At 63.0% G+C, this 23,584-nt stretch carries 22 protein-coding genes and 1 pseudogene; 17 read left to right on the forward strand and 6 right to left on the reverse strand.

Annotated features, from left to right (window positions below; genetic code table 11):
* Positions 1–44: 44 nt before the first annotated feature.
* Genes PG900_RS06430 through PG900_RS06440 form a run of 3 tightly spaced genes read left to right on the forward strand, consistent with a single transcriptional unit; the run spans position 45 to position 3,344 of the window.
* Entirely contained in the window at positions 45–833 is a 789-nt protein-coding gene (locus PG900_RS06430; protein WP_039213166.1) for an ATP-dependent zinc protease family protein, read from the forward strand.
* 3 nt (positions 834–836) lie between these two features.
* Positions 837–2,375, forward strand: coding sequence for an inactive transglutaminase family protein (locus PG900_RS06435; protein WP_011705413.1), 1,539 nt, complete (start codon positions 837–839; stop codon positions 2,373–2,375).
* A 3-nt stretch (positions 2,376–2,378) separates the two neighbouring features.
* Positions 2,379–3,344 (forward strand): alpha-L-glutamate ligase-like protein, encoded by a 966-nt coding sequence (locus PG900_RS06440; RefSeq protein ID WP_011705412.1) that lies wholly within the window; start codon positions 2,379–2,381, stop codon positions 3,342–3,344.
* Between the two features lie 223 nt (positions 3,345–3,567).
* Here the strand turns inward: PG900_RS06440 and PG900_RS06445 are convergent, their stop codons facing one another.
* Entirely contained in the window at positions 3,568–4,170 is a 603-nt protein-coding gene (locus PG900_RS06445; RefSeq protein WP_005299113.1) for a peroxiredoxin C, read from the reverse strand.
* A 146-nt stretch (positions 4,171–4,316) separates the two neighbouring features.
* Between PG900_RS06445 and PG900_RS06450 the strand changes: the two genes are divergently transcribed.
* Positions 4,317–5,225 carry a hydrogen peroxide-inducible genes activator gene (locus PG900_RS06450; RefSeq protein ID WP_011705410.1) on the forward strand — a complete coding sequence of 303 codons (909 nt, stop codon included), beginning with the start codon at positions 4,317–4,319 and terminating at the stop codon, positions 5,223–5,225.
* 66 nt (positions 5,226–5,291) lie between these two features.
* Here PG900_RS06450 and ahh1 read toward each other — a convergent pair whose 3' ends face one another.
* Positions 5,292–7,157, reverse strand: coding sequence for a hemolysin Ahh1 (gene ahh1 / locus PG900_RS06455; protein WP_270831107.1), 1,866 nt, complete (start codon positions 7,155–7,157; stop codon positions 5,292–5,294).
* 854 nt (positions 7,158–8,011) lie between these two features.
* Here ahh1 and PG900_RS06460 point away from each other — a divergent pair.
* Positions 8,012–8,461, forward strand: coding sequence for a C40 family peptidase (locus tag PG900_RS06460; protein ID WP_011705408.1), 450 nt, complete (start codon positions 8,012–8,014; stop codon positions 8,459–8,461).
* Between the two features lie 59 nt (positions 8,462–8,520).
* Here PG900_RS06460 and PG900_RS06465 read toward each other — a convergent pair whose 3' ends face one another.
* On the reverse strand, positions 8,521–8,814 hold the full coding sequence (locus PG900_RS06465; protein WP_005299095.1) for a hypothetical protein: 294 nt from the start codon (positions 8,812–8,814) through the stop codon (positions 8,521–8,523).
* A 211-nt stretch (positions 8,815–9,025) separates the two neighbouring features.
* Here PG900_RS06465 and PG900_RS06470 point away from each other — a divergent pair, with 211 nt between their 5' ends.
* The 4 genes from PG900_RS06470 to PG900_RS06485 are packed head-to-tail and all read left to right on the forward strand — an operon-like array spanning position 9,026 to position 12,767.
* On the forward strand, positions 9,026–10,456 hold the full coding sequence (locus PG900_RS06470; RefSeq protein WP_270831108.1) for a coniferyl aldehyde dehydrogenase: 1,431 nt from the start codon (positions 9,026–9,028) through the stop codon (positions 10,454–10,456).
* 10 nt (positions 10,457–10,466) lie between these two features.
* A complete protein-coding gene (locus tag PG900_RS06475; RefSeq protein ID WP_041216624.1) occupies positions 10,467–11,069 on the forward strand; it encodes a TetR/AcrR family transcriptional regulator in 603 nt (200 codons plus the stop codon).
* Positions 11,050–11,565, forward strand: a complete 516-nt coding sequence (locus PG900_RS06480; RefSeq protein WP_270831109.1) for a hypothetical protein — start codon at positions 11,050–11,052, stop codon at positions 11,563–11,565. Before PG900_RS06475 ends, PG900_RS06480 begins: the two co-directional genes overlap by 20 nt.
* Positions 11,566–11,582: 17 nt before the next feature.
* Entirely contained in the window at positions 11,583–12,767 is a 1,185-nt protein-coding gene (locus PG900_RS06485; protein ID WP_270831110.1) for an iron-containing alcohol dehydrogenase, read from the forward strand.
* A gap of 33 nt (positions 12,768–12,800) precedes the next feature.
* Here the strand turns inward: PG900_RS06485 and PG900_RS23045 are convergent, their stop codons facing one another.
* Both PG900_RS23045 and cysM read right to left on the reverse strand, forming a co-directional pair.
* Positions 12,801–12,974, reverse strand: coding sequence for a hypothetical protein (locus PG900_RS23045; protein WP_270831111.1), 174 nt, complete (start codon positions 12,972–12,974; stop codon positions 12,801–12,803).
* A gap of 263 nt (positions 12,975–13,237) precedes the next feature.
* Positions 13,238–14,143, reverse strand: a complete 906-nt coding sequence (gene cysM, locus PG900_RS06495; protein WP_043118822.1) for a cysteine synthase CysM — start codon at positions 14,141–14,143, stop codon at positions 13,238–13,240.
* Between the two features lie 134 nt (positions 14,144–14,277).
* Between cysM and PG900_RS06500 the strand changes: the two genes are divergently transcribed.
* The 6 genes from PG900_RS06500 (at position 14,278) to PG900_RS06525 (ending at position 19,636) form a co-directional block, all read left to right on the forward strand.
* Positions 14,278–14,535, forward strand: coding sequence for a GNAT family N-acetyltransferase (locus PG900_RS06500; RefSeq protein ID WP_011705401.1), 258 nt, complete (start codon positions 14,278–14,280; stop codon positions 14,533–14,535).
* Positions 14,525–15,145 (forward strand): nucleotidyltransferase family protein, encoded by a 621-nt coding sequence (locus PG900_RS06505; protein WP_270831112.1) that lies wholly within the window; start codon positions 14,525–14,527, stop codon positions 15,143–15,145. The genes PG900_RS06500 and PG900_RS06505 overlap by 11 nt, the downstream gene beginning before the upstream one ends.
* Before the next feature lie 70 nt (positions 15,146–15,215).
* Positions 15,216–17,039 (forward strand): SulP family inorganic anion transporter, encoded by a 1,824-nt coding sequence (locus PG900_RS06510; protein WP_011705399.1) that lies wholly within the window; start codon positions 15,216–15,218, stop codon positions 17,037–17,039.
* 146 nt (positions 17,040–17,185) lie between these two features.
* Complete coding sequence (locus tag PG900_RS06515; RefSeq protein WP_106552153.1) at positions 17,186–18,532, forward strand: MATE family efflux transporter; 1,347 nt, start codon at positions 17,186–17,188, stop codon at positions 18,530–18,532.
* Between the two features lie 11 nt (positions 18,533–18,543).
* Positions 18,544–19,134 (forward strand): hypothetical protein, encoded by a 591-nt coding sequence (locus tag PG900_RS06520; RefSeq protein ID WP_029303482.1) that lies wholly within the window; start codon positions 18,544–18,546, stop codon positions 19,132–19,134.
* 286 nt (positions 19,135–19,420) lie between these two features.
* Positions 19,421–19,636: a YdcH family protein gene (locus PG900_RS06525; protein WP_011705396.1), complete on the forward strand. Its 216-nt coding sequence runs from the start codon at positions 19,421–19,423 to the stop codon at positions 19,634–19,636.
* A gap of 76 nt (positions 19,637–19,712) precedes the next feature.
* Here PG900_RS06525 and PG900_RS06530 read toward each other — a convergent pair whose 3' ends face one another.
* Positions 19,713–20,828, reverse strand: a complete 1,116-nt coding sequence (locus tag PG900_RS06530) for a helix-turn-helix domain-containing protein (protein WP_270831113.1) — start codon at positions 20,826–20,828, stop codon at positions 19,713–19,715.
* 187 nt (positions 20,829–21,015) lie between these two features.
* Here PG900_RS06530 and PG900_RS06535 point away from each other — a divergent pair.
* Together PG900_RS06535 and PG900_RS06540 are read left to right on the forward strand one after the other, a co-directional pair.
* Positions 21,016–21,924, forward strand: a pseudogene (locus tag PG900_RS06535) (penicillin acylase family protein); the annotation flags it as partial.
* A gap of 122 nt (positions 21,925–22,046) precedes the next feature.
* Positions 22,047–23,516: a penicillin acylase family protein gene (locus PG900_RS06540; RefSeq protein ID WP_270831114.1), complete on the forward strand. Its 1,470-nt coding sequence runs from the start codon at positions 22,047–22,049 to the stop codon at positions 23,514–23,516.
* Positions 23,517–23,584: the final 68 nt, after the last annotated feature.

Consider the following 23,584-nt stretch of genomic DNA (forward strand, 5'->3'; position numbering starts at 1 on the left):
GGCTGTGGAAGTTACACTGACCCAATTCCAGGAAGCACAGTTAAATGAATGACATGAAAAGCAAATTAAAAGGAATGACCCTGCTCTCCCTGCTCAGTCTCGGCGGGTGTGTCAGTATGGAGAAAGCGCCCCCGGTACCTACCTTGACGCTGGCCGAGCTTCGCAACGAGATCAATCTGAGCGAGCAGCGCCTGCAAACATCCATGGAACAGCAACAGAAGCAGTATGTGCAGCAACAGCACCTGCTGGTTCAGCTCAACACTGATGTCAACAACATGAAAGAGTCCGTGAACAAAGTCGGCAGCAAGCTCGAATCCCTGCCGCCCGAGCCGCCCAAACCCATGGCGATCCCGACCGAGAAGTGCCAGGCCCCGAGCCAGGGTCACACCGTCGACGGCAAGCTGCTGGTCGGCGAGGCGGAGTGGATCTGGGTTGACGCGGCCAACGACGCCTTCCAGGCGCGGGTCGATACCGGTGCCACCACCTCCTCCATCAGCGCCCAGGACATCACCATCTTCGAGCGCAACGGCAAGAACTGGGTGCGCTTCTTCCTGAGCCATCAGGAGATGGACGACAAGATCCAGATTGAAGCGCCGCTGGTGCGCCACGTGCGGGTGCGTCAGGCTTCCGCCGACGATCTCGACCGCCGTCCGGTGGTGCGCCTCGCGGTACGCATCGGCGACATGACCGAGAAGGCCGAATTTACCCTGAAGGACCGCAGCGACATGGCCTTCCCCGTGCTGCTGGGCCGTGAGTTTTTGAAAGACATCGCCGTGGTTGATGTGGCCCGCGAATATATCCAACCCAAACCCAAGCTCAAGGATGTGAAATAATCCATGGTTTCCCGTAAGCCGTTCTATTTGCTGGTAGCCCTGCTGTACATTGTCGGCCTGGGGATGACGTTCTATCACCACATCGCGCTGGACGTACCGCTCACGCCGGGTGAAAAACGCCAGATCTGGTCCATCGAAGCCAAGCTGGAGTTCGAGGCCACCGGCGAGCCGGTGATCGCCTCCCTGGCCATTCCGGGCACCCAGCCCGGTTTCACCCTGATGAACGAGAACGCCGCGAGCCCGGGCTACGGCCTCTCCTTCGTCGAGAAGGATGGCGATGCCCGCGCCGAGTGGTCCATCCGCAGCGCCTCCGGCCGTCAGGAGCTCTACTACCGCGTCGACATGATGGCCGATGCCCATGCCAAACCGGCCGCCAACCCGCTGCCGCCGGCCATCGAGAAGCAGATCGAGAGCGAGCCCTACGCCACCGCCATGAAGCAGATCCTGGAACGTGCCCAGGAGCGCTCCGCCGACGGCTACACCCTGACGCGCGAGATCATCAAGGAGATCGAGAAGCAGGAGCAGAACGCCGAGCTGCTGAAGAAGCACAAGAGCCGCGCCAACCTGATCGCCGAGCTGCTCAACAACGCCGACGTGCCGACCCGTGTCGTTCACGCGCTGAGCCTGGAAGATGGTCGCCGTCGTCAGGAGCTGGTGGATTACCTGCAGGTGTTCAACAGCCCGACCGACTACAAGCTGTTCAACCCGCAGACCGGTGAACAGGGTCGCCCTGCCAACCTGCTGCTGTGGGAATACAACTCCGGCGCCCTGCTGGACGTGACCGGTGGTCACAACTCCCGCGTCAGCTTCTCGATGATCGAACAGGAACAGCCGGTCAGCGTGGCGCTGGCTCAGAAGTTTGAAAAATCGGAGATGATGAACTTCTCCATCCACAGCCTGCCGCTGGAAGAGCAGACTCTGTTCAAGGGCTTGCTGCTGATCCCGATCGGCGTGCTGATGGTGGTGTTCCTGCGGGTACTGGTGGGGATCAAGACCTCGGGCACCTTCATGCCGGTGCTGATCGCGGTCGCCTTCATCCAGACCTCGCTGGTCACCGGTCTCATCGGTTTCCTGTTGATCGTCGGCACCGGTCTGGTGATCCGCTCCTACCTGTCGCGGCTCAACCTGCTGCTGGTCGCCCGAATATCGGCCATCATCATCATGGTGATCTCGATGATCGGCATCTTCTCCGCGTTTGCCTTCAAGCTGGGGCTGACTGACGGCATGAAGATCACCTTCTTCCCGATGATCATCCTCTCCTGGACCATCGAGCGGATGTCCATCCTGTGGGAAGAAGAGGGTCCGAAAGAAGTGTTCCGCCAGGGTGGCGGCTCTCTGCTGGTGGCTGTCATCGCCTATCTGGCCATGGATAACGAACTGATCCGTCACCTCACCTTCAACTTCCTCGGCCTGCAGCTGGTGCTGATGGCGACCGTGCTGTTGATGGGTAACTACACCGGCTACAAGCTGAGCGAACTCAAACGCTTCAAGCCGCTGGTGGACGAGATCAAATCGGGTGCCACTCCGGGTAAGGACAAGTAACAGATGTGGTTCTGGGAAAAGTACACCACCCCGTGGAGCCTGTCCCAATCAGGCATCCTCGGCATGAACAAGCGCAACCACTCCTACATCAGCCGCTACAATCCGCGCAGCCTCTATCCGCTGGTGGATGACAAGCTGCAGACCAAGCGCATCGCGCTGGATGCCGGCGTCACGGTACCGGAACTGATCGGTACCATTCGTGCCCAGCACGACGTGAGCCGCATCACCGAGCTGGTGAAGGATTGGCCGGGCTTCTGCATCAAGCCGGCGCGCGGCTCCGGCGGCAAGGGGATCCTGGTGATCCTGCGCCAGGAAGAGGGCCTGTTCTACAAGCCCAACGGCAGCGCCTCCAACGGGCAGGATCTGGAGCGTCATGTCTCCAACATCCTGGCCGGGCTCTATTCGCTGGGCGGCAAGCCCGACGTGGCGCTGGTGGAAGGCCTCATCAACTTTGATGACGTGTTCGACGGCTACTCGTTCGAAGGGGTCCCCGATGCCCGGGTGATCATCTTCAAGGGCTTCCCGGTGATGGCCATGATGCGCCTCTCAACCGCCGCGTCCGACGGCAAGGCGAACCTGCACCAGGGCGCCGTGGGGGTGGGTCTGTGCCTGCGTACCGGCCGTGCGCTGCGGGCGGTGCAGTTCGGCAATCCGCTGCGCCACCACCCGGACACCGGCCTCGATCTCTATGAGCTCAAGGTGCCCCACTGGGACACCCTGCTGACCCTGGCAGCCTCCTGCTACGAGATGTCGGGCCTGGGTTACATCGGGACCGACATGGTGCTGGACAAGTTCCGCGGCCCCATGCTGCTGGAACTCAACGCCCGCCCGGGCCTTGCCATCCAGATCGCCAACGGCCGTGGTCTGGTGCCCAACCTCAAGACCATCGAGAAGCTGGGTCAGGTGAAGATGAACGTGGAGCAGCGGGTCAACTTCGCCAAGGATCACTTCGGTATCTTTGACGAGTAGTCCGGACACCCATGACAAAAGCGCGCCAAAGGGCGCGCTTTTTTATGCCTGCCGTTTATCGGCAATCTGCCGGCAACCACAATCCTGCTGAGCAAGGGGTTCTGGACAAGGGTTGCTGGCCAAAGGTTGCTGGACACCGTTGCGAAACGAGAGTGCCGAATCACGGCCATAAAAAAACCGATGCCTGGGCATCGGTTTTTCACTATCCGGATTGTTGACCCGATTACAGGGAAGCAGCGTTCTCGGACAGGTACTTGGCAACGCCGTCCGGAGAGGCGGTCATGCCTTTTTTGCCTTTCTCCCACTGAGCCGGGCACACTTCGCCGTGCTCTTCGTGGAACTGCAGGGCGTCGACCATGCGCAGCATCTCGTCGATGTTGCGACCCAGCGGCAGATCATTGACAACCTGGTGACGGACGACACCGTTCTTGTCGATCAGGAAGGAGCCACGGAATGCAACACCGGCTTCCGGGTGCTCGACGTCATAGGCTTTGCAGATCTCGTGCTTGATGTCGGCAACCAGCGGGTACTTGACCGGGCCGATGCCGCCGTCTTCGATCTTGGTGTTGCGCCAGGCGTTGTGGGAGAACTCGGAGTCGATGGAAACACCGATCACTTCCACGCCACGCTTGTTGAACTCTTCCAGACGGTGATCGAAGGCAATCAGCTCGGACGGGCAGACGAAGGTGAAATCGAGCGGATAGAAGAACAGGACGGCTGCCTTGCCCTTGATGTGGGATGCCAGGTTGAAGGAGTCAACGATCTGGCCATTGCCCAGAACGGCAGCAGCGGTGAAATCGGGTGCGGGACGGCCTACCAATACCATATTCAATTCCTCTTTATGTGAAGTGAACAATCCTGTCAGGATCAGGCTACCTAGAGCCAAGTCCGTCTAATTAAAGCGACAAACTATAGCCCCGATGGTAGATTAGTTAAATCAAATTAAATAGATAGCATTAATCGGGTTTTCCTATGCAACGTTGGCCCAGCCTGAAACAGCTGCAATATCTGGTTGCTCTCGACGAGCACAAGAACTTCAACCGCGCCGCCAAGGCCTGTCATGTCAGCCAGTCGACCCTGAGTACCGGGATCCAGACACTGGAGGACATGATGAACCTGCAACTGGTGGAACGGGACCACAAGAGCTTCATTATGACCCCGGTCGGCATGGAAATCGTCGAGCGAGCTCGCAATTTGCTCTCCGATGCGCGGGATCTGATGGAGCTCGGTCAGCATCAGGGGGGCGTCATGCACGGCACGGTACGCCTGGGCTGCATTCCCACCATCGCCCCCTTCCTGCTCAGCAAGCTGCTGCAGGTGTGCGGCAAGACCTATCCTGAGCTGGAATTGTTGCTGCGTGAAGACACCACCACCAACCTGCTCAAGCAGCTGGAGCAGGGTCAACTCGACCTGCTGATCCTGGCGCTGCCGGTAGAGATCGGCGGCTTTCACTGCAAGACGGTCGGCCAGGATCCCTTCCACATGGTGATGCCCGCCAGCATGGCGGCCAGCCTGCACACCCCGTTCGACTACAAGGAGCTGCCCAACCAGAGCATCTTCCTGCTGGAGCGGGAGCACTGCCTCACCGAACACGCGGTGAGCGCCTGCCGGCTGCGGGACAAGAGCAAGATCAACCCGTTTGCCGCCACCAGCCTGCACACCCTGGTGCAGATGGTCGGCGCCGGGCTCGGCACCACCTTCCTGCCGCAGATGGCCATCGATGCCGGCATCCTCGACAACACGGATCTGGTGGCCATTCCGCTGCCGGGAGAGCACCCCTACCGCGAGATAGGGCTGGTGTGGCGCCCCAGCACCACCCGGGTGCAGACCTTCTACAAGCTGGCGGAGCTGCTCGCCCCGCTCATCGAGAACAAGGCCTGATCCGTCCTTCATAAAAAACGCCGGCACTTGCCGGCGTTGTTGTGTTGGGCGCAAGGCCCTGCTCTGTCAGTGACTGGCCGGTGGCCCGAAGATGCGGGTGTAGGAGGTCAGGGTCCGTACGCTCACATTCTGCGGGTTGCCATTCTCGTCGTAGAGCCCCAGCGCCCCGCTCTGCTTGTCATGACCCAGCAGCTGGTGGGCACTCAGGTTGCTGAGCGCATCGCTGTCCGCTTTCCACTCCCAGCGCTGACCCAGGCTCAGGCTGCAGCTCTGCAGCTGGCCGAGGTTGTTGCCGTCCAGGCAGCGGCGGGTATCCTGCGCGCTGACATAGCGGCCGTACTGGTCATAGATGAAGGACTGGGCGGCCGAGGTCTCGTCACAGGTCACCGCGCTCAGACCATGGTTGGCATCCGCGCTCAGGCAGCGGTTGTCAAAGCCACCCAGCTGCAGGTTGACCGGGCGACCGCCGGTAAACACCGGGTGGTTCCAGTCCACCTTGAAGCTGGTGGACGCCGTCACCCGTCTACGCTTGTCGGTATCTTCAAAGCCCTGGAAGGAGACATGGGCCCCCACCACGTAGTAGTGCTTGTAGATGCCGGTATAGATGGGACGGATGTTGACCGAGGAGTCGATCTTGAACTCGGTGCTGCCCGTCTCGTCCGGTGCCGCCTTGTAGATGACGTCCAGATTCGGCACGAACCCCTTGTAGCTGAGTGGCTGGATGCGGTTGTGATCCACGTCGTAGCCCATGCCCCAGACGGTGGCCGTCTTGGAGGAGAGCAGGGACTCCGCAGTCGCATATTGATCGCGCACCCAGCTGAAACTCATCTTCTGGGCGCTCGGCGCCGAGCGTTCGACCCGGTAATCCTGGGTGTTGTAGGCGAGCTGACGCTGCTGGCTGAACTTGGCCGACGCCTCCAGCTTGGCCTTGGGCCCATCCTTGTTCACCTCCACCCCGCCGGTGACCCCCACCTCGAAACCCGAGATCTCGCGATGCTCGTACTTGCTGTTGAGGTTGGTCGGCAGGCTCTTGAGCACCGCCGCCTTGGTGTTGGACGCCTCGATGCTGAAGCGATAATCCTGGGCGATGGCATCGGTGGCATAGTCGCGGGCCCAGCCATCCAGCAGCAGGTAGTCCGCGATGTTCTCGCTCCAGCTGAGATCTTCGTTGAGCTGGATGCCGGCACCGGCCGACTCTTCGTCCAGCGAGATCCGCACTATCTTGGCATCCGGCGTGGCGGAGCCGGTGTTGCCAAATTGCAGGGAGCGCTCCAGGTTGACCCGGTAAACCAGCGAAATGTTCGGCGAATCGCAGAACAGCCGATCGCCCCGGCTCCAGGTGCGCGAGCGCGGGAAGGTACACTCGGCATCGCTGATCTTGCGGTTGACGTTGAGGTAGAAGGCCACGTGGGGCAGGCCGGCCTCGGCGGCAGGCGGCTGGGTCAGCGAGCGCTTGTGGCGCTTGCCCTGCCCTTCCAGGCTCTCGACCCGCTCCATCACCTGATAGAAGGCCGGGTCATCGACGCCTCCCAGCGGGGTGAACAGCAGCTCCCCCTTGTAGCCGGACACCAGCACCCAGTCTGCATCAAAAGAGATGCCGGCCAGCTGCTCCATGGCCTTTCTGGCCTGCTGTCGCTCATTCTTGTCGGTGACGGCGCTGAAATCGATGAACAGACGCTCGCCCCGTGCCAGCACCCGCTCGCGCAGCTGATCCCGGGTCATGAGCGGCGTCGCCTCCTGCCCCTTCAGCCAGACATCGGCATTGAGATAAATCAGACCCTGTTCGGATTGCAGGCTGGCCAGCATGGCGGTGCCTTGGTCGGTACGTTCGCCAATATCTTCGGCTTGCACGCTGCCTGCCAACAAGGCCAGCGCGAGCAGACTGAGAGTGGGGGCTTGCGTGATGAATTTGCGTGGTTTTTTGTTTTTCATTGTTATCTCCTTGTAGAATCACGCCAAGCTATTTAAACAATGAACGAATACGGCATGACCATATTATTCACGGTTATATTTCGGGGCGTTATTCTGCTTGCCTGTCATGACATTCATTATTCTCGCCGTGAATTAACAGCGTGGCGGCGAATGCATATATTGTTGACAGGACAAGGATCACGATGCGATCTAAGGTGGATGATTCGGCATGCGCCGAGGCTATTACACGGGAGTCGCGCTCTGTTGGCAATCTTCCCTCAAGGTCGCCTGACTGCGCCTTGCATCTCGCATAGTGCCCGTTGGCTTGGCGGTGGCGCCCATCGGCCTGAACGATGGTGCGACAGCCTGATGCCGCAGGCCTCCTGGTGCGAGGGAACACTCACTGCTATGGACCGGATATCATGGGATGGCCCTCCTCTGTCTGGTGATATTGTCAGCCGACGCCAGTCATTGGCCGAATATTATTATGTGAACCAGTTGCGGGAATATACCCAGAGATATCTTGTGGTGCTGCCATCATATTGGCGGTGAAAATGGCGGAGTCCCTTGCCATTTATTTGATGGCGCCATCATAACGAATTAACCCTGAGACAGAACGTGACACAGATCACGGAGCGGCGTCAACAAGGTTAATTATCATTTCATGACAGGGCTGATTGGAATAACTACTTTAATATTGAAATACTCATTCAAGATAATCGCCAAATATTATTCAAATGAATACAAACAATATTATAACCCTCTGCATTTGCGCCTCTTTTGAGGTAGCCAGAGGCTGTTTCTTGCAAGCAAGGCTATGTTCGAGCCCCGAACCCCGTTTATGATGGAGACGTTGTCGTCTCGAAGGAGCCCCCATGGATTGCAAATGGCTGCTACCCCTGCTGGCCCTGTTGCTGGCCGCCTGTTCCAGCACACCCGAGCCTGCCCCGCCGCGCCAGCAGAGCAGCGCCTTTGAAGGCTTCTATCAACAGTGGCGCGGCGTGCCCTATCGCATGGGTGGTTCGGATCGGGCCGGCCTCGACTGCTCCGCCTTTACCCAGCTTGCCTACCAGCAGGTGATGGGCTTCAACCTGCCCAGAACCACCGAATCCCAGGCCAACCTGGGCCGACCGGTCGATCGCTACCGGCTGCAGCACGGCGATCTGGTCTTCTTCAAGACCGGCTGGCAGCAATACCACGTCGGCGTCTACACCGGCGGCGGGGAGTTCATCCACGCCTCCACCAGCAAGGGGGTGATCCGCTCACGCCTCGACAACGTCTACTGGAACAGCCGCTACTGGCAGGCGCGCCGCCTCACCCAGTGACCGCCATAAAACAACAGGACCCGCGACGGGCCCTGTTGTTGTTGATCCAGCCGATTGGCTCAGTGCTTGCGATGCCAGCGTGGCGAGGTGGCCCGCTCGCCCCAGGGGGTCACGCAGGGCAACAGCGCCCCTTCGATCACCTTGTCACTGCCGGCCAGGGCCTCGGCAATCTTCTCGTGCAGCACCCGCAGCAGGCGCCCCTCCTGTTCGGCCAGGGAGTGACCCGCGGCAAAAAACTCGCGCTGATGCTGCAACGCCAGCTTCTGGGCAAATTCATAGGTATTGAAGCAATCCGGCATCCGCTCGACCACATCTTCCAGGCGGGCCAACAAGCTGTTCAGTTCCCTGGTCATCACACTCTCTCCTTGTCGGTTGATAGCCAAAAACTACCCCTTATTGGATAATTCACCAACCCCAAATCCACGAAAGTGTGGAGGCCAGCACAGTCGCCGGGTGAGTCATCCGCGCCCCATCCTAAGCCAACGGGCAAAACTTTACAGCCAGTTAACAAGACGCTAGATTTAGACCGACCAATCAGTCGGTCCCTAACCAGCGGGGTATGCCATGGAAGCGATGCAGTTGCAGGAGGCCACCGACAAGTTGTCGCTCCCGGCCAGATTAGCCAGACTCAGAGACGCCTGTCAGCAACATCCCATGCCGAGTCTGAGCGAGCGCAGAGCCCACCTCAGCCAGCTCAAGCGTGCCCTGATCGCCCACAAGCAGCCGCTGTGCGATGCCCTGGCCAAAGACTATGGCCAGCGCAGCGACTACGACAGCATGATTGCCGACATCCTCCCCTGCGTCATGCAGATCAACTACACCCAGAAACGGATCAAGCGCTGGATGCGCCCGCACCGCCGCCACACCGGCCTGCTGCTGGCACCGGCCCGGGTAGAGGTGTTCTATCAGCCGCTCGGGGTGGTCGGCATCATAGTGCCCTGGAACTTCCCGGTGATGCTGAGCCTCGGCCCCCTCATCAGCGCCATCGCCGCCGGCAACCGCGCCATGCTGAAGCTCTCCGAATTCACCCCCCACACCAACCGGGTGCTGCGCGAGCTGCTGGACGGCGTCTTCGACGAGCGCGAGGTGATGGTGATTGAAGGTGACGCCCAGGTGGCGGCCGCCTTCAGCGCCCTGCCCTTCGATCACCTGCTGTTTACCGGCTCCACCGCCGTGGGACGGCTGGTGATGGCCGCGGCGGCCCCCCAGCTCACCCCGCTCACCCTGGAGCTCGGCGGCAAGAGCCCCTGCCTCATCGCCCCCGACATGCCGCTGGCGCTGGCGGTGGAGCGGATGATCTTCGGCAAGAGCCTCAACGCCGGCCAGATCTGCGTCGCCCCCGACTATGTGCTGCTGCCGCGCGGTCAGGAGCAAGCCTTTGTCGAGGCCTATCGCGATCACTTCGCCCGCCTCTACCCCCAAGGGCTGGCCAGCGCGGATTACGGCTCCATCATCAATGGCCGCCAGTATGAACGGCTCACCAGCTGGCTGGCCGAAGCCGAGCGGGCAGGCGCCCAGATACACCCCTGTGGCAGCCCGGCCCGGGACGATGGCGCCCACCGCCTGCTGCCCCATCTGCTGACCGAGGTACCAAACCACTGCCAGCTGATGCAGCAGGAGATTTTCGGCCCGCTGCTGCCGATCGTGCCCTATGACTCGCTGGACGAGGCGCTCGCCTACATAGCCGCGCGGCCCCGCCCGCTCGCCTTCTACCTGATGAGCCTGGACCCCGCCCTGCAGCAGAAGGTGATCCGGGAGACCCACTCCGGCGGCATGGCCATCAACGACAGCCTGTTCCAGGTGGCGGCCGATGACGTGCCCTTTGGCGGCATCGGCGCCTCCGGCATGGGTCACTACCACGGCCACGAGGGGTTTCTCACCTTCTCCAAGGCCAAGACCGTGCTGAGCCGTGGACGCTTCAGCACCGGCACCATGGTGCACCCTCCCTATCGGCGCTGGCACCAGCGGCTGATGATGGCCCTGTTTTTGCGCTGACGAGGCCAGCATGAACACACCCGTGACCGACAAGCGCCGCCAGATCCTGGATGCCGCCCTTGCCCTCTGTGCCGAAGATGGCTTGCAGGGCGCCGCCACCGCCCGCATCGCCAAGGCGGCCGGGGTGGCCAACGGCACCCTGTTTCACCACTTTCCCAGCAAGGAGGTGCTGATCCAGAGCCTCTACCAGGACATCAAGCTGCGCCTTGGCGCCGCCATCACCGAGGCTGACGCCGCCCTGCCCCTTCAGGAGCAGGCTCGCCACTACTGGAGCCAGGCGATGACCTGGATGCAGGCCCACCCCCACGAGCTCAAGTTCGTGCTGGGCTTCTTTCACTCCCCCCTGCTGGCTCGCCCGCTGCGCAGCCAGATCCTGAGCGACACCCTGCGTTTTCTACCCCGCCTGCTGGCCCAGGGCCAGGCCAGCGGCGAATTGATGCAAGCTCCACCGGCCCTGATGCTGGAGGTGTGCCAGGGCCAGTTCCTGGCCTGCGCCTCGCTGTTTGTCGACCAACCTGAACTGGGACGGGACGGCCACTGGCAAGCCAGCGCCTTCGCCCTGTTCTGGTCCGCCATCTCGGGAGTTCACGCCTATGCACAACCGACACCTTGATTCCCTGGCGGCGCTGGGTCGCCGGCTCTGGATCAGCTGCCTGCTCTGGATCATCGGCCGCACCCTGTGCCACGCCGCCCGCATCGACGAGGCGGTAAGCCAGGAGCTCGCCCCCCTGCCGGACGGGCTCACCATCCGGCTGGAGGTGAGCGGCATGGCCCGCGGCCTGACCATCCACAAGGCGGCCGGCCGCTGGCAGAGCGGCCCCGCACCCGACACCGGCGGGCTGCATCCGCTGCGGGTACGCTTCAAGCATCCCGCCATCGCCTTTCGCGCCCTCAGCTTTCGGCTCGGGGTCAATCAGGCGTTCAGCGAGAACCGCCTGCTGGTGGAGGGGGATCTCACCGTCGCCATGCACCTGGTGCGGGCGCTGGAACAGCTGCAGGCCCTGATCCTGCCCGCCTTCATCGCGCGGCCGCTGTTGCGCCACTATCCGAGCCCACGCCACAAGCTGAGCCGGGCCTGCCACATCTACCTGGGTCTGTTGACCGGCTGAACGAGAGGATGAGCACCATGAGTCGCTATTACGATTTTTTCTGCCCGGTCAAACTGATGGCGGGCGAGCAGGCGCTGGAGCAACTGGCCGGCGAACTGGCGGGATTGGGGGCGCGCAAGCCGCTGCTGCTCACCGACAAGGGGGTCAGCGGCACCGGCCTCGCCACCCTGCTGGCCGGGGTGCTGGCCGAAGGAGAGCTGCCGGTGGCCGCCATCTGGGACGAGATCCCGGCCGACTCCTCCACCGCCGTGGTGGAGCGGATCGCGGCCCGTCACCGGGAGCTTGGCTGTGACAGCCTGGTGGCACTGGGCGGAGGTTCCGTCATCGACACCGCCAAGGCGGTCAACATTCTCGCCTCCATGGGGGGAACGCGGCTGCTGGATTACGCCGGCGCCGGCTGCCTGACCCGGCCGCTGCAACCGCTGGCGGTGGTACCCACCACGGCGGGCACCGGCTCGGAAGTGACCCTGGTGGCGGTGATCAAGGACGAGGTGAGCGGGCGCAAGGTGCCCTTTACCTCCCCCTTCCTGCTGCCCCAGCTGGCGGTGCTGGATCCGCGCCTCACCCAGGGGCTGCCGCTCAACATCACCGCCGCCACCGCCATGGATGCCATGACCCATGCCATCGAGGCCTTCATCGGCAACGCCAAGAACCCGGTCAGCGACGCCCTGGCCCTGATGGCGGTGGAGAAGATCGCCAGTGCCCTGCCCCAGGTGCTGAACAACCCGCAGGACAAGCGGCTGCGGCTGCAGCTGGCGGAAGGTTCCACCCTGGCGGGCATGGCCTTTTCCAACTCCATGGTGGGGCTGGTGCACGCCCTCGGCCACAGCCTGGGGGCCCGCTGCCACCTGCCCCACGGCCTGTGCATGAACCTCTTCCTGCCCACCGTGCTCGACTACAACCGGCCGGGCATCGATCCCGAACTGGCCCGCCTGCTGCTGCCGCTGGTGGGGGCCGAGCGCTTTGCCGCGACCCCGGCCGCCGCGCGGGCCCAGGCCGCCATCGAGGCGCTGCAGGCGCTGCGCGATACCCTGTGGCAGGCGGTGAAGCTGCCGCGCACCCTGCGCGAGGCCGGCGTCACCGACAAGGCGCTGCTGCCCGAGATCCGCGATCTTGCCATCAACGACGGCGCCCTGCTCTACAACCGCAAGGATGCCGACCGCACCCAGCTGCTCGGCCTGCTCGAGCTGGCCTGGGAGTAATCAGACAGAGGCCCCGCCTCGCGGGGCCTCCTGTTACCAGCTGATGGTGGCGCCAGCGCCGTAGTTGCCGCGCTCCTCGGGTGTTTTTTCGCGCCAGATGGACTCCTTGTTGCGGCGCACGGCCTCTTCCCGCTCCTGCTTGCGCTCCCAGACGGGTTTTACCTCGTCCAGCGGCCGCTGGTGTTTCTGCCCCTGGTGATCAATCACCGAGCACTGCTTATCGCCGCACTGATAGGCATAGGGTTCGACGGTACAACCCGCCGTGGCCAGACAGAGAAAGACGAAGAGAGGAAGGCAAGATCATGGGACGCTCCTGTTTGCATCGGTCAACCAAGGGCGCCGAGTGTCAAACAGGCGGCAAATGGAATCAACCCTGCCAGCAGGGTTGATTGTTACAAGGGGTACACAGTGCAATGTATCAGCAAGCTGTTGATACATATCACGTTAATCACCGCGCTGACGCAGTGCTCTTACGCCTGCTCGTCGCTGAACACCCCGGTGGAGAGGTAGCGATCCCCCCGATCGCAGATGATGGCCACCACCACTCCCTGTTTGATCTCTGCCGCCACCCGCAGCGCGCCGGCCACGGCACCGCCCGAGCTGACCCCACAGCAGATCCCCTCCTCCCGCGCCAACCGGCGCATCATGACGAGCGCCTCCTGCTGGGTCACGTCCAGCACCCGATCCACCCGGGCAGGCTCGAAAATGGCCGGCAAGTAGGCCGCGGGCCAGCGGCGGATCCCCGGGATCTGGCTCCCCTCGGCCGGTTGCAGGCCGATCACCTGCACCGCCGGGTTCTGCTCCTTGAGGTAGCGGGAGACCCCCATGATGGTGCCCGTGGTGCCCATGGCCGAGACGAAGTGAGTGACCGCCCCCTCGCTCTGACGCCAGATCTCGGGGCCGGTGGAGAGGTAATGGGCATCCGGGTTGGCCGGGTTGTTGAACTGATCGAGCACCAGCCCCTCGCCCCGCGCCTGCATCGCCAGGGCGAGGTCGCGCGCGGCCTCCATGCCGCCCTCCACCAGCACCAGCTCGGCGCCATAGGCCTGCATGGCATCGCGCCGCTCCTGGCTCATGGTATTTGGCATGATGAGCCGCATCCGGTAGCCCCGCGCCGCCGCCACCATGGCCAGCGCGATGCCGGTGTTGCCGGAGGTGGCCTCGATGAGGCGGGCCCCAGGCGCTAAGTGACCGCTCGCCTCCGCGCACTTGATGAGGTTCAGCGCCGGCCTGTCCTTGACCGAGCCGGCCGGGTTGTTGCCCTCCAGCTTGACCAGCAGGGTGACACCGGGGTGGGGATTGATGCGACGCAGCGCCAGCAGGGGGGTATTGCCGATCAACTCTTCCAGCGTGGCAAAAGCCATAATGGGATCCATCCTTCGTGAACTGTTCTATACCTTGGCTAGCGGGTATATACCCGGCCGGGCTCGCAGTGTAAGCGACCCCGAACAGTTGGCAAAGGGGCGCCAACATGGTCAGATAACCCCATCCCCCGTACCGAGGAGCAAGCATGAGCGAGATCATTCATCAGGCCAACCAGCAGCAATTCATCTGTGTGGTGGATGGCAAGGAGTCCAGGCTGCGTTACCGGCGGCTCGACGCCAAAACCATCGACGCCTACAGCACCTTCGTCCCGCCCGAGCTCAGGGTGCAGGGGATCGCCGATCAGCTGGCTCGCACCTTCTACAGCTGGACCCAGGCGGAAGGGCTCACCATAGTGCCGAGCTGCAGCTACATCGACGTCTGGTTGCGCCGCAATGCCGGCTGACACCCAGACGCGTCACAGCACGCCAGCCTCGCACGCTCGCCAGAGCGCCCTGGAAGCCGACCTGCAGGCGCAAACCGAAGCCCTGCTGCGGGCCGATGATCAGCGCATGGATTGCCTGCGGGCAGCCCGTGAACTGGCACTGCCCGACTGGGCGCTGGGGGCCGGTTTTATCCGCAACCTCATCTGGGATCACCTTCACCGCAAATCGGTGCCGACCGCCCTCAACGACATCGACCTTATCTATCTGGACAGTGCGGATCCCACTGGATTGCAGGAGGCCGATCACGAAGCCCGGCTCGCCGCCAGGATGCCGGGCCAGCAGTGGGAGGTGCGCAACCAGGCCCGCATGCATGTGCGCCAGCTGGTGCCCCCGTTCACCAGCTCGCTCTCGGCCCTCAGCCACTGGGTGGAAGTGCCCACCTGCATCGGGGTCCGGCTGCTGGCAGACGATTCATTCGAGTGGCTGGCCCCTTACGGCTTTGCCCCCAACTGGTCCCTGCAGGTGGATCCCAACCCGCGCTGCCGCCAAGAGCGCCGGGTCTTTACCGAGCGGGTCAAGGCCAAGGGGTGGCAACGGCTGTGGCCTGACCTGGTAGTGAACTGGCCATAACTTGATTGCAATGTTTCGATAACCTTGGGCACACTAAGGAAAAGCTGTTTGTAACTCAATGGGTTAAATAATGCGCGACTTCTTCTCACTCGAACGCTGGCTACCGGGCCTCGCCGCCCTGCTGCAATACCAGCGGGCCTGGCTGATGCCGGATATGCGCGCTGGATTGTCGGTGGCCGCCGTGGCCCTGCCCGTGGCCATCGCCTATGCGGAGCTGGCCGGCGTGGGGCCGCTGGTCGGCCTCTACTCCTGTATCCTGCCCATGCTGGTGTATGCCCTGTTCGGTACCTCCCGCCAGCTCATCGTCGGCCCGGACGCCGCCACCTGCGCGGTGATCGCCGCCGTGGTGACCCCGCTCGCCGCCGGGGATGCCACCCGCCACTGGCAGTTGGTGATGACCATGACCGCCATGACCGGCTTCTGGTGCCTCATCGCCAGCCGCTTCAAGCTGGGGGTGCTGGCGGACTTTCTCTCCCGCCCGATCCTGATGGGGCTGCTCAACGGGGTGGCCATCACCATCATGGTGGGTCAGCTCTCCAAGATCTTCGGCTTCACCTTCAGCGAGCGCTACCTCATCGAGCGGATCGCCGGCGGTGCCAGCTACATCACCCAGACCCATCTGCCCACCCTGGCCATGAGCCTGACCGCCCTGCTCACCCTGCTGCTGGCCAAGCGCTTCAAGCCCGCCTGGCCCTCCTCCATGGTGGCCATGGTGGTGACGGCGGGACTGGTGTGGGCGCTCGATCTCGGCCAGTTCGGCATCGCCACCCTGGGCGCCATCGGCTCCGGCCTGCCCGCCTTCCAGCTGCCGGAGTTTCCCCCCGGCCTGATGCGGGAGCTGGTGCTGCCGGCGCTCAACCTGGCCATGGTGAGCTTCGTCTCCATGATGCTGACCGCCCGCAGCTTCGCCGCCAAGAACGGCTACGAAATAGATGCGGACAAGGAGTTTCGTGCCCTCGGCATGGCCAACCTGGCGGCGGCAGCCTCTCAGGGCTTTGCCATCAGCGGCGCGGATTCACGCACCGCGGTCAACGACGCCAACGGCGGCAAGAGCCAGCTGGTTTCCATCATCGCCGCCGCCGTCATCGCCCTGGTCACCTTCTACCTGACGGCGCCGCTGCAATACATCCCCACCGCCGCCCTCGGCGTGGTGCTGGTGATGGCGTCTTTGTCCCTCACCGACTTTCGCGGTCTGTGGGCCCTGCGCCACTCCGATCGCTCCGCCTTCTGGCTGGCGCTCATCACCTTCATCAGCGTGCTGGCCATGGGGGTCATTCCGGGCATCACCCTCGCGGTGCTGCTGGGGTTGTTCCAGTTCCTGCGCAACGTGATGCGACCCACCGACCAGCTGCTCGGCATGGACGACGAGGGGGTGGTGCGCACCCTGGGGGACAACGAGCAGGCCAAGGCCATTCCCGGCATCCTGGTCTATCGCTTCAACTCACCGCTCACCTACTTCAACGCCCCCTACTTCAAGCGGCGGGTACTGGCGCTGCTGGTGCAAGATCCCCACAGCCCCAAATGCCTGGTGGTGGATGCGGTGGCCTGCTTCACCCATCAGGACATCAGCGTGATGAGCATGCTGGGGGAGCTGCACAAGGATTTGAAACGACGCGGCATCCACATGGTAATGGCCGGCCGCCATGGCCAGATGAGCCTGTGGCTCAAGCAGGCCGGGATCCGGGTCGGCGACGAGGGGATCATCCTCTGCCCCGACATGTATCAGGCGCTGCGCATGACCCGCTGCTACCGCGAGCCGGTGTTCAAGGATGACGAGGTGGTGGAGAGCACCACCGAAGCCATCCTCTCGCGCTGGCCCCAGGATGACGCCCTGCCCGATTCGGCGCGCCTCACCCTGCCAAGCGAACAGGAGGCGGGCGCCACCCCGGCCTGATCCCGAGCGGGCCCTGCCCATGGCTGCAGGGCCTGCGCTCTCTTCCCCCTCTTGGTCACCGCCACGATTGCGCCTCGCACCCGCTTGGTGTTAAATGCCCGTCCAGATGGCGCTGACGAGGGCCATCCCCAGTATTTGGACACCCCATGCAAACTCAATCCCACGCAGGTCCGGGCACCCTCTTCTCCCTGACCTGGCCACTGTTTATCGATCTCGCCCTGCACTTTCTGACCGGGGCCCTCAACACCTTCATGGTGGGCCACGTCTCCTATCAGGGGGTGGCGGCGCTCGCGGTCGGCAACCAGGTGTTCGATCTCGCCATCACCTTGTTCAGCTTCGTCAGCATCGGCACCAGCGTGGTGATCACCCAGTATCTGGGGGCCGGCGACAAGGAGAAAGCGCGCGTCGTCATCCACACCGCCATCGGTTTCAACCTGCTGGTGGGACTGGTGGCCGCCGTCGGCGTCATCGCCGGGGCCAGTACCATGCTGGCGCTGATGAATCTGCCCGCCAACCTGATGAGCGATGCCACTCTCTACCTGCAGATCATCGGCCTGTGCCTGCTGCCGGAAGCGGCGGCCCTCTGCCTGGCCGCCACCCTGCGCGCCCACGGCCACACCCGTCAGGCCATGTACGTGACCCTCATCGTCAACCTCATCACCTTCGTCGGCAACCTGCTGCTGCTCTACGGCTGGTTCGGCCTGCCCCAGCTCGGGGTGGCCGGGGTCGCCATCAGCACGGTGGCGGGCCGCATCGTCGGGGTGGTGTTGCTGGTGTGGCTGGTGGCACGCAAGACCGGCATCCGGCTGCGCCTGCCGGAGATCGTCAAACCCAGCCGACTGATGCTGGGCAAGGTGCTGCACATCGGCCTGCCGGCCGCCGGCGAGAACCTCTCCTGGATGCTGCAGTTCATGGTGGTGACCGCCTTCGTCGGCCTGCTCGGCGACAAGGCGCTGGCGACCCAGTCCTACTTCTTCCAGATCTGCCTGTTCATCCTGCTGTTCGGCCTCTCCATCGGCCTTGGCAACGAGATCATCATCGGCCACCTGGCGGGGGCTCGCCGCTTCGAGCAGGCCTACCGCCAGCTGCTCAAAAGCCTGAAGCTGGGGCTCATCGTCACCGCCTTCATCGCCTTGCTGGCGGCCCTCAACGGCCGCACCATCATCAGCCTGTTCACCAATGACGCCGACATCATCACCCAGGTGGCGCAGCTGTTCTTGATAAGCCTCATTCTGGAACCCGGCCGTACCTTCAATCTGGTGGTGATCAACGCCCTGCGCGCCACCGGGGATGCCCGTTTCCCGCTCTACATGGCGCTCGTCTCCATGTGGGGGATTGCCGTTCCACTGGCCTATTTCCTTGGTATCATGCAGGGTTATGGACTGGTCGGTATCTGGTTGGCGCTCGCCTGCGACGAGTGGGTGCGCGGTCTGGCCATGTTCTGGCGCTGGCGCAGTCGTCGCTGGCAAAACAAAATTCTTGTTGAAACATAAGCGGAATCACAATGAAGAAGATAGGACTCTTGTTGGCGGCCATCCTGCTCAGCCCGCTCGCCATGGCGCAAACCGCCCCCGCCGCCCCCAAGGCACAGGCGGCCCAGACCTGGTACGTGGCCCCCATCGCCATCGATGAAACCAGCGAAGCGCAAAAAGCGCTGACCAAGGACTTCATGGCCCAGATGATCAAGACCATCAAGATCAACGAGTACCAGACCGGCAAGGCGGTGGGCAAGACCAAATCGCCCAAGTGGCTGATCCGCACCAAGCTGATGCCCGCAAGCCAAGAGCCGCTGGTCGGCAAGAAGCACCCGCAGGGCCTCACCTACGGCAAGGGCATCCCCACCCAGGAGATCGTCGGCGAGCTCATCATGAACGGCACCCTGGTGGCCCATGTGGGTCAAGGCTGGCGCGAGCCCATCGTCCCGGGTACCCCGGTGGCCGAGAAGATCACCATCGCCAACTACCAGTACGCCATCGGCAACGAAGCCAAGGCCGCGGATCTGGAAGAGCTGGCGGCGCAGATCGGCTTCGAGGTGGGCAAGGTGATCGCCCGCGACGGCAAGCCGCTGCCCGAGAAGAAAAAGAAAAAAGAGTAAACGCCGCACCTGTTACCAAGAAGGGGCCCAGCGCCCCTTTTTGCTGCCCACCCGGTGGTCACAAGCTGTCATCCGGCCGTCACAATTGTGATCCATCCGGCACTTTTCAGACTCTCTGCTTACCGATAAAAACCTTATCAGCTTGTGATTCAAACAGTTAAAAATCGCCCATCCCATGCAGCAAATCATTGGTCCCGAATTGGAGCCGGATCACATTTATCTCGCGGGGGACGCGGTAGTTTGGTCTTGCAGGCACAATCAAACGAAACCAAGGAGGCCGCATTACATGTTCCCAGAGTACAGAGAGCTCATCTCGCAACTGAAGAGCAGTGATGTCCATTTCCAAAAGAAGTTTGACTTGCACAACGACCTGGATGTGGAGATTAGAAAGTTGGAAAAGCATCACGCCAGCGACTACAGCTCCGAGGTGAAGGATCTGAAAAAACAGAAACTTAAACTGAAAGAGGAGATCTACGACATCCTCAAACAACATCCACAATAGACGCCTCGACGAATACCTGGATAAGCAACTTATCCTGCCAGCCCGGCCCGACGCCGGGCTTTTTGTTGCCCGCTCATCAGGAGGCGACCACCACTTGCGCCCCCTGGCGTCGAAACTCGCTGGGGGTCTGGCCGGTGTGACGGCGAAAGGCACTGTTGAAGGTGGACTTGCTGTTGAAACCGGCCCGGTAGCAGACATTGGCCACCGTCTCGTCACTCGCCTGCAACAGCCGCTTGGCCTCCTCCACCCGATGGCGGTTGAGCCAGTCGTAGAAGTTGCCCCCTGAACAGGCGTTGATGGCACTGGATGCCTGATGGAGGCTCAGACCGCACTCCTCGGCCAGCTTGCCAAGGGAGAGCGCGGGGTCCCGGTAGGCACCACGCCCGAGCTGGCGTTCCAGCTCCTCGAACAGGGGGCGCAGACCATCATCTCGCACCGGCTCAGAAGCGGCGTCAGTGGCTCGCTCGCGCACGCCCCCCTCCGGCGCGCCTCCCTGCTGGGGCAAGCGGGCATGGGCCAGCACCTGCAGCAGCAGATAGGCGGTGACGGGAGCCTGCAAATAAACGGTAGAGAGCGGCCAGCCGAGCCAGCTCAAGGTGATACGGCCGAGCAACAGCAAGGCCACCAGCAGTTGCAGCCCCTGCAACTGAGCCACCCAGGCCCGCAGCGCCGGCTTGCGGCTGACCACCCCAAGGCGCTGCTGCTGCCACCAGTAAGCCAGCCCCAGCAGGGCGATGCAGGCCAGATAGCGGTTGCCATAGAGGGTCACCCCAGGCCACAACGCATCCCCCTGCTTGCCAAGCAGGATCCAGCTCACCTTGTCGGCCCCCGGCTGCAACCAGTAGGGCAGCGCCAGCGCGGCAACCAGCAGCATGGGCAAGCCGTGCACCAACCGGTCACGCCAGCCACCGAGTACCGCCTCCCCCTGCAGAGCCCTGATATAGCCATACAGACAAAACGGCAGCATCACCACCAGGGGATCCGCCAGCTTGAGCAGGTGGGGCCAATGGTGGAACCACTGCTGCTGGTGATAGAGATATTCCAGCGCCTGCAAGCCGCTCAGGCTGAGCAGGGCCAGCAGATAACCGGCGGCGGCATCCCGCCGCATGCGGCGCAGCCAGCCGAGCGTGGCCAGCAGCAACATGCCGGTCAGGCTCAGACTGAGCACGGCGGCCACTTCTTCCCACTGCATATGCATCCTCCAGCAGGTGCGGCTCCATCGAACCGTACCTGCTTATCCTTGTTTTTATTGTGTTTTCCAACTCTCGACCGGTTCCATCCAGCGAGGCGACAGCAAACCGGTGCTGTTCTTAAATACCGTCACCTGCGGCTGAAAAGCAACAGAACCATAACAAGTCAGGACCACAGAAGGAACCAAGATGAGAACGCCCTTCCCCCTTACCCTGCTCGGCTGCCTCGTACTGGCCGGCTGCCAGGAGAACAGCAGCGAGCCGGATCCCGCTCGCCACTACGACGTCACCCTCACCTATACGGAGCAGGGTGTTCCCCACATCAAGGCGAACGACTACGCCAGCCTGGGCTTTGGCGCCGGCTATGCCCATGCCGAAGAGAACCTCTGTACCCTGAGCGAGCAGATCATGAAGCTGCGGGGAGAAAAATCCCGCTGGCTGGGGGCCGGGGAGCAGCAGCGCAACCTGCTCTCCGACGTGGGCTATCGTTCGCTCGACCTGCCAGCCCAGGCTGCCGATCTGTATGGCAGGCTGGCGCCGGATGCCCGTCATCTCATCGAAGGCTACGTGGCGGGGTTCAACCACTCACTCAGCGGTCGAGCCGGCCCGGCGGACTACCCCTCCCCCTGCCGCGGGGCCGAGTGGGTCGAACCCATCACCCCGACCCAGCTGCTGGCCTATCACCTGGATCTCGCCCAGCTGGCCAGCGGCCGCAGCTTTATCGGCGCCATGGCCAGTGCCCAGCCCCCCGGCAGCAGCGCACGGGCGCGCACCGCCCTGCCTGTGCCCGAGCAGGATCCCGCCGCATTGCTGACCTCGGAGGGGATCGGCAGCAACGGCTGGGCGCTGGGGGCGGATCGCAGCAGCAACGCCAACAGCCTGCTGCTCGGCAACCCCCACTTCCCCTGGGATGGCGAACTCAGATTCTATGAACAGCACCTGCAGATCCCGGGGGAGCTCAACGTGACCGGTGCCACCATGATGGGCTTTCCCGCCATCCTGATCGGCTTCAACGAGCAACTGGGCTGGACCCACACCGTCTCCCAGTCCAAGCGCTTCACCCTCTATCAGCTCACCCTGGACCCCGCCAACCCGCTGCGTTACCGCTACGGCGACCAGTGGCGGGAGATGAGTCAGAAAGCGATCACCGTACAGGTACGCCAGGCCGAGGCAGCCTGCAACCTTATCTCCAGACCGTCTATGCCAGCCACTTCGGCCCCATGGTCAACCTCGCCACCCTCTCGCCCAGCCTGGGCTGGACCAGCAGCAGCGCCATCAGTTTCCGCGATGCCAACGCCGGCAACTACAAGATGCTGGAACAGTGGCTGGCCATGGCCAAGGCCCAGAGCACCCCGGCCTTCTTCGATGCGTTGGCCGAGCATCAGGGGGTGCCCTGGGTCAATACACTGCTGATCGACAAGACGGGTCAGGCCAGCTATGTAGATGCCACCCAGGTGCCCCGCCTCGGCACCAAGGCAGAAGCCTGGTGGCGAACAGCGTCCCAGACGCCGCAGCTGGCCCCCATCTGGCTGAATGGCGAGGGCAGCGTGCTGTTGCCGGGCAACGACCCCGATTTCGAGTGGGTCGACAGCGGCCAGACCCGCGTTCCCGGCCTTGTCCCCCTGAGCCAGGCCCCCCGCCAGACTCGCAGCGACTACGTCTACAACGCCAACAGCAGCCACTGGCTGACCAACCTGGCGGCCCCGCTGGAGGGTTACTCCATCCTCTACGGGCCGGAGCAGACGGTGCGCAGCCCGCGAACCCGCTACAACGCCCAGCTCATCAGCACCCCCGACACCATGGGACTGACCGGGAGCGATCGGCGTTTCACCCTGCAGTCGCTGCAACGGGTACTGACCCACAACGGCTCCCTGTTTGCCCGTGAGCTCAGAGATCCCCTGCTGGCTCGCTGCCAGGCACATCCGCTGATCCAGCTGACCAGCGGCCCGCTGGACCTGACGCCGAGCTGCAATGCACTCGCCAACTGGGATGGCGAATATCAGCTGGAGAGCCGCGGCGCCCACCTGATGCGCGAATGGTTGACGACGTTTCGCACCAGCGGTCACAGAGACATCAAGGATGTCCTGTTCGCCATCCCCTTCGATCCGGCCCATGGCGCCACCACCCCGAGCGGGCTGGCCCCCTGGAGCGGCGCGCCGGATCTGGATCCCGCCCTGCTGGCGCTGGCCCAGGCCCAGCAGCGGTTGCAGGCGGCCGGTATCGCGCCCGATGCCGAACTCAGCGCACTGCAATTCGTGCAAAAAGCGGCCGGACTGAGCCCCATCGCGCTGCCGGGAGGCAACTCGTTCGAGGGCATGTTCAACATGGTGCAGACCAATCTGCCTTCGCGCAGCAGCTCGGATCTCGCCAACATAGTGACCGGCAAGGCCGTGGCAGGCACCACGCTGCGCAGCCTGGATGACGACGGTGACGGCCAGCCCGAGCTGCGTTATCGCGCCAACTACGGTTCCAGCTTCGTGCTGGCCCTGCAGTTTGATGCCGCCGGCCCCAAGGCGGAGCGCTTCCTGAGCTACGGCCAGTCCCATGACCCCGAGAGCCCGCACTTCACCGATCAGACCGAGCAGTTCGCCCGTCAGCAGTGGCAGCCCATGCGCTTCACCGAGCAGGAGATAGCGGCCCACCAGGAGCGCACCCTGCACCTCAAGGTACTGCGTACCACCAGCCCCTGAGCGAACCCAGTCAATCCAGTCATAAAAAAGCGGGCCTGTGGCCCGCTTCGTTTTATGCAGAGTTAACC

It is taken from the genome of Aeromonas sp. QDB03 (assembly GCF_027707985.1).
GTDB classification, from domain to species: Bacteria; Pseudomonadota; Gammaproteobacteria; order Enterobacterales; family Aeromonadaceae; genus Aeromonas; species Aeromonas hydrophila.